Source organism: Noviherbaspirillum denitrificans (genome assembly GCF_002211445.1).
GTDB classification, from domain to species: Bacteria; Pseudomonadota; Gammaproteobacteria; order Burkholderiales; family Burkholderiaceae_D; genus Noviherbaspirillum; species Noviherbaspirillum denitrificans.
The window spans coordinates 2807491-2814189 of the sequence record NZ_LSTO01000001.1; the positions used below are offsets into that span (position 1 = coordinate 2807491).

The following is a 6699-nucleotide window of genomic DNA, read 5'->3' on the forward strand; positions in this document are numbered from 1 at the left end:
GACGGCCTCGATCGCGTCCAGCCTTTCCTGCAGGGTGCCCGATTGGGGAAGGCCGTTCCCGGTCCGGTGCGCCATCGCCGCCGTCCCCGGCTGGCCCTGCAGCACCTTGCTGGAAAATGCGTTGGCACGCAATTCGGCGCCTTCCGTCAGCGCCACCGCGCGATAGATCTCGTTGCGCAGCTCGCGGATATTGCCGGGCCAGGGATAGGCCATCATGCAGCCGAGCGCTTCGGGCGCCAGGCGCATGGCGGGCCGTGCCAGCTCGCGCGATGCCTGCTGCAGCAGCGTGTCCGCGATCGGCGCGATATCGCCGGGGCGTTCGCGCAGCGGCGGCATGGCAAGCGTCATGCCGGCGAGCCGGTAATACAGATCCTGGCGGAAGCGTCCCGCGCGCACTTCGCTTTCCAGGTCGCGATGGGTGGCGGCGATGACCCGGACATTGACCGGGATGGCGCGGGTCGCGCCAACCGGGCGCACTTCCTGCTCCTGCAGCACGCGCAGCAGTTTGACCTGGAATCCGGGCGAGGTGTCGCCGATTTCGTCCAGGAAGACCGTGCCGCCGTCGGCGCGCTGGAACATGCCGACATGGTCTTCGTACGCGCCGGTAAACGCGCCGCGCTTGTGGCCGAACAGCTCGGATTCCAGCAGGGTTTCCGACATGGCGGCGCAGTTTTCCATCACGAAGGCGCGCGCGGCGCGCGGGCTGGCATAGTGGATGGCGCGTGCCAGCAGTTCCTTGCCGGTGCCCGACTCGCCCAGCACCAGCACCGGCAGGTCGTAGCGGGCGATGCGCGCCGCGACTTCGCAGGTGTGGTCCATCGGGCTTCCCGGTGCGCGCACGATGCGGTTGAAGTCGAACGCGTCCTGCACCCGTGCCTGCTTTTCTTCCTTGCGCGCCCGCAGCACCGGGGCGCTGGTGCGCAGCTCCAGGTTCAGGCGCTGCATGTCCGCCTGCAGTCCGCGCACTTCCACCGCCTGCCGCACCGTATGCAGCAAATGGTCGGGCAGCCAGGGCTTGAGCAGGTACTGGTAGATGCCGGCGTCGTTGATGCCTTCGATGATGTCTTCCGAATCGGTGTAACCCGAGATGATGATGCGCACCACGTCCGGCCAGCGCTCGCGCACCTCCTTCAGGAACTGCACACCGGTCGTTCCCGGCATGCGCTGGTCGCACAGCAGCACGGATACTTCATGACGATCGAGCAGCGTGCGGCCTTCGTCCGCGCATCCGGCGGTAACGACGTTGAAGTCGTCCTCCAGCGTGCGGCGGATCGCATCCTGGGAACGGCTTTCATCGTCGATCACAAGGACGGTGGGCAGGACGAGCGGAGTGGCGGCGTTCATGGCGTGGTCAGCTTCCCCTTGAAGCGGCGGGTAAATCACGGTGGATTGCAAGATGGCGTGGCGTCCATGCATGCGGCATCTTGTGCACGAAGTGGTAGCGGGCGACGTGGTAACTCGGGTCGAATCCGTAGAAATTGCGCCGCATCCGGGCCAGCTCTTCGTCGCGGTAGGCCTGCAGCGGCTTTTGCGCCTCGTCACGTTGCCGCTGTGCGCGTTTGGCGGCAAGGCGGTCGGTGTAGTCCGGAGCCGACGCGAGCGCTGCCGCGCGCGCCTGCACTTCGTCAAGGAAGGCGGCGGCATCCGGGCAGAACGCCGCGTCGATCAGTCCGATGCGGACGGCCTCGGGCGCAGACACCGGCAACCGGTTGGTCATCACCTCGCGGGCATGCGTGCCCATCCGCTTGGGCAGCAGGTAGGTCCAGTATTCGGATCCGTACAGGTTGCCCATGTTCTTGTAATGCGGATTGAGCAGCACGCCTTCGTGCGCCCAGACGACATCTGCCGCGAGCGCCAGGAAGGCGCCGCCCGCACCGGCATTGCCGCGCAAGGCAGCAATGGTGAGCTGGTTTGTCGCGGTCAGGATTTCCAGCGCGAGGTCGTCCATCGCGTTGATATTGCGCCAGGATTCGTCGGCGGCGCTTTCTTCGGGACGATGGGCCGCTGCCTCGATGCAGTTCAGGTGGATGCCATTGCTGAAAAAGTCTTCGCCGCCGAGCAGCACCAGGACCCGCGTCGGGCGGGCCTTGGCCGTCTTCACCGCGTCGCGCAGGCGTTCGCACTGGCCGGTGGACATCGCGCCGTTGTAGAAATCGAAGGAGAGGTAACCCACCTTGCCGGATTCGCGGTAGCGGATTTCTCCCCATTCGTCGTCCGCGCGTTCGAATGCGACGGGCAGGTCGGGCAATGCGGCCCACTGCGCCGGAAAGCAGGTTTCGATCGGCAGCTTGAGCGGTTTGTCGATATCACCCTCTTCCTGCACGCGCCGCGCATGGCCGATCCAGACCGCGCCATCACGCGTGCGGCGCAGGACGGCGCCATCCCTGCGCGCCACGACCTCGCCCGGTTGGCCCGGCAATGTCTCACTCGCCGCATGCGCGTCATACAGGTAACAAGGCGTGCCGAACAGGTTGTCGAGCGCGCCGGGAAAACCGTCGCCGCTGTGCATCTTTGCCAACACCGATGCCGTGTCGTCGAGCGCCCAGTCGATGCGCCTGTCTTCCTGCCTGCATGGCGGACGCAGCCTGCCTTTCACCTCGCCCATATCGGCCAGCGGCGTCGGCTTGTCTCCTCGTGCAAACCGGTCGACCGCTTCCAGCACGGCTGACAGCGCCGCCCCGGTCACTTCATTGCGGTAGAGGCTGCTCTTCTTTGCCGCGCGCATCGGAAATTCCGCGCTGGCCCAGATATCGCCGGCATCCATCTCGGCATTCGCCTGCAGCACGGTCACGCCCCATTCAGGTTCCCGGTTGAGGATAGCCCAGTCGAGCGCCGCCGGTCCGCGGTCGCCGACGATGCCGGGATGCACGATCAGGCAGACATGGCGCTCCCAGATCGACGCGGGTACTGCCCGCTTGAGGAAAGGCGCGACGATGAGGTCGGGCCGGTAAAGCGCAACAGCTTCCTCGCTCACCGAATCGGCGATATCCAGTTCCACCGACACCTCGTGCCCGCGCGCGCGCAGTTCCACGAACAGGCGCTGCGTGAGGCTGTTGAAGCTGTGCGTGAGGAAGAGGATGCGCATGGCGGCGTTCAGCAGATGCGCGGCAGTTGCTCGCCCGACAGCCAGTCGACCACGCGCCGGCCGCCGAAGCGGGTTTTCATTTGCACGAAGCCGTGCGCATCCTCGATCACGGTGCCGATCCGTGCGGCATGGGCGCCGAGCGGATGCGCGCGCATGGCATCGAGCAGTACGGCGGCGTCTTCCTCGGCGCAGATCACAATGAGCTTGCCTTCATTGGCAACGTAGAGCGGGTCGAGGCCGAGTAGTTCGCAGGCGGCATCGACCTGCGGCAACACCGGGATCGCCTTTTCTTCGAGCAGCATGCCCACGTTCGACTGGCGGGCGATTTCATTCAGCGTCGTGGCCAGTCCGCCGCGCGTCGGGTCGCGCAGCACGCGCAGCCGCGGCACAGCGGCGAGCATCGCGGCGACGAGTCCGTGGAGCGCCGCTGTATCGGAGACGATCTCCGTTTCGAACGCCAGCGATTCGCGCTGCGCCATGATCGCCATGCCATGGCTGCCGATATGGCCCGAGACGAACACCGCGTCTCCGGGACGTGCATTGGCACCGTCGATGTGCACGCCCTCCGGCACGATGCCGACGCCGGTGGTGCTGATGAACACGCCGTCGCCCTTGCCGCGTTCCACGACCTTGGTGTCGCCCGTCACGACCGGCACGCCGGCTTCGCGCGATGCCTGTGCCATCGATTCGACGATGCGCTTCAGTTCGGCAAGCGGAAAGCCTTCCTCGAGGATGAAGCTGGCCGACAGGTAAAGCGGCGTGGCGCCGGACATGGCGACGTCGTTGATGGTGCCGTGCACCGACAGGCAGCCGATGTCGCCGCCGGGAAAGAACAGCGGCGACACGACATGCGCATCGGTCGCCATGACCATGCGTCCGGGCGGCAGCGACAGCAGCGCGCCGTCGTTGCCCTGGCGCAGGTAATCGTTGTCGAAGGCGGCGAGGAACAATTCCTCGATCAGTTGAGCGGATGCGCGTCCGCCGGCGCCGTGGCCCATATCGATATGGCCGTTCTTGAAGTCCAGCGGACGCACATAGTTTTTCTTCACTGTTCCGCTCATGCCGTCACCACCGGGATGTCCTTGTATCGTCCATAGGAATAATGTGCCGCGCAGGCGCCTTCGCTCGACACCATGCAGGAACCCATCGGGTTCTCCGGCGTGCAGACGGTGCCGAACAGCTTGCAGTCGGTCGGCCGCTTCACGCCGCGCAGGATCGCGCCGCATTCGCAGGCCTTGTTGTCGGCGACAGGGCGGTAATCGAGCTGGAACTTCCTTTCGGCATCGAATGCCGCGTAGGCAGGACGGATGCGCAATGCGCTGTAGGGCACTTCGCCCAGGCCGCGCCATTCGAAGGTGGTGCGCAACTCGAAAACTTCCGACACCAGTGTCTGCGCGGTGACATTGCCTTCCGTGGTCACGGCACGCGTGAATTCGTTTTCCACCTCGGCGCGGCCCTGGTTGACCTGCCGCACCAGCATCAGGATCGCCTGGATCACGTCCAGCGGTTCGAAACCGGCAATGACGACCGGCTTGCGGTACTCCTCGGCAAAGTGTTCATAGGGGCCGGAGCCGATCACGATGCTGACATGGGCCGGGCCGATGAAACCGTCGATCGGCACGGTGCCGAAATCGCGCACCTCGGGCGACTCCAGGATGTGGGTGATGGCCGAAGGCGTCAGCACATGGCAGCACAGCACGCTGAAATTGGCGAGCCCGCGCGCGGCGGCTTCGCGGATGACGAGCGCTGTCGGCGGCGTGGTGGTCTCGAAGCCGATCGCGAAGAACACCACTTCGCGGTCCGGATTTTCCGCCGCGATCTTCAGGCTGTCGGCGGCCGAATACACCATGCGGATGTCGGCGCCGCGCGCCTTGGCCTTGATCAGCGACAGCCCGCCGGACGCGGGCACGCGCATCGTATCGCCGTAGGTGCAGACGATCGCGCCACGCTCCAGCGCGAGCGAAATGGCGTGGTCGATGCGTCCGATCGGCAGCACGCACACCGGGCAGCCGGGGCCGTGGATCATGCGCACGTTCGCGGGCAGCAGTTCCTCGATGCCGTAGCGCGAAATCGCGTGGGTATGGCCGCCGCAGAATTCCATGAAGCTGTACCGGCGGTCCGGGGAGACTTCCGCGCGCAGGCGGGCGGCGATCTTCTGCGCCACCTCGCCGTCGCGGAATTCATCGATGTATTTCATGTCACAGTCTCCGATCCCGATTGGATCACTTCACCGCTTCAGGTGCGATAGGCCGTTCGGCGGATTGCGCCTGTTCCAGCTGGTTGAACAATTCGAGCGTGCGCGCGGCCTCCTCCGCATCGACCTTGCCGATCGCATAGCCGACATGGAGGATCACGTATTCGCCCGGCTGCACATCCTCGACCAGGGCGGTGGAAATTTCCTTGCGGACGCCGGCCAGGTCGACGACCGCCTTCTGCTCAGGCCGCACTTCGATCACGCGGACGGGAATGGCGAGGCACATGGTCTTTCCTTATTGATTACCTAGATTTGCCTGGAGCCCGCAGGCGGCTGCCCAGGCCTGGCCAAGCGCGAGGCCGGCGTCGCCGCAGGACACGGATTGCGGGAGCAGCACCTGCACGTCGCGCGCTTCGAGAGCCGCCCGAACGCGGCTGGTCAGGATGCGGTTGAAGAAGCAGCCGCCGCCAAAGGCCACGGTACGGATGCCGGACCGCCCGGCCGCCAGCGCCGCCCATTCGGCAAGGGCGTCGGACAGCGTGACGTGGAACAGCGCCGCGCCGTACGCGGCGGCGCCCTCGTCGGCCAGCGTGAACAGGCGGCTGAACAAGGGGCGCAAGTCCAGCACGCCTTTACTGTCGATTGCGTACAGCGCGCACTCGCCCGGCGCGTCATGCGAGGCAAGGTATTCGGAGGCCAGGCGTTCCAGCGCAATCGCGGCTTCCGCCTCGGCAGCCTGGCGCACGCTGATTCCGAGTGCGCCCGCAGCGGCGTCAAACCAGCGGCCGGCGCCGGTGGCGGGCGGACAGTTGAGGCGGCGTGCCAGCATTGCCTGTACCGTCTGCGCCGCCTGGTTGCCGACATGGGGTGCGAACCGTACCGAGACTTCGTCGATGCGTCCGAGCGCGTCGAGCACCGCGGCGGCCATGCGCCAGGGTTCGCGCGCGGCGGTATCACCGCCGGGCAGGGCCAGTGCATGCAGGTGGCCGAGGCGTTCCCAGCGGACGCCGTCCACAAACAGCAATTCCCCGCCCCATGCCACGCCGTCGGTACCCAGTCCGACGCCATCCAGTGCAAGACCGATCACCGGCTTGTGCACACCAAATTCGGCACACACTGCAGCGATATGCGCGTGGTGGTGCTGAACCGGGACGGCCGGCACGCCGAGGCGCTCCGCCACCTGTTGTGCAAGCCGGGTGCTGAAGAAATCGGGATGCAGATCGTGCGCAACCGCATCCACCCGCAGGCCGGGCTGCGCCAGCAAGGCGGCCACGGATCGATCAAGCGCTTCGCAATTGGCCGGATCGCCGAGGTCGCCGTGCAAGGGCGACCATTGCACCTTCCGCTCCCGCAACAGGCAGGCGGTGTTTTTCAGCCACGGACCGCAGGCAAGGACAGTTGCCTTTCCCGCCGATGCGGG

6 protein-coding genes are annotated in these 6699 nt (G+C 66.2%); all 6 read right to left on the reverse strand.

Annotated features, from left to right (window positions below):
- A partial coding sequence (locus AYR66_RS13690) for a sigma-54-dependent transcriptional regulator (protein ID WP_088709804.1) occupies positions 1–1344 on the reverse strand: 1344 nt, incomplete at its 3' end.
- Between the two features lie 7 nt (positions 1345–1351).
- Positions 1352–3085 (reverse strand): hydrogenase maturation protein, encoded by a 1734-nt coding sequence (locus tag AYR66_RS13695; RefSeq protein ID WP_088707940.1) that lies wholly within the window; start codon positions 3083–3085, stop codon positions 1352–1354.
- A gap of 8 nt (positions 3086–3093) precedes the next feature.
- Complete coding sequence (hypE, locus tag AYR66_RS13700; RefSeq protein ID WP_088707941.1) at positions 3094–4146, reverse strand: hydrogenase expression/formation protein HypE; 1053 nt, start codon at positions 4144–4146, stop codon at positions 3094–3096.
- The gene (hypD, locus tag AYR66_RS13705) at positions 4143–5282 is read right to left on the reverse strand and encodes a hydrogenase formation protein HypD (protein WP_088707942.1); all 1140 of its coding nucleotides are present in this window, start codon (positions 5280–5282) and stop codon (positions 4143–4145) included. The genes hypE and hypD overlap by 4 nt, the downstream gene beginning before the upstream one ends.
- Positions 5283–5307: 25 nt before the next feature.
- The gene (locus AYR66_RS13710) at positions 5308–5565 is read right to left on the reverse strand and encodes a HypC/HybG/HupF family hydrogenase formation chaperone (RefSeq protein ID WP_088707943.1); all 258 of its coding nucleotides are present in this window, start codon (positions 5563–5565) and stop codon (positions 5308–5310) included.
- Positions 5566–5574: 9 nt separating this feature from the next.
- A partial coding sequence (locus AYR66_RS13715) for a Kae1-like domain-containing protein (protein ID WP_234814898.1) occupies positions 5575–6699 on the reverse strand: 1125 nt, incomplete at its 5' end.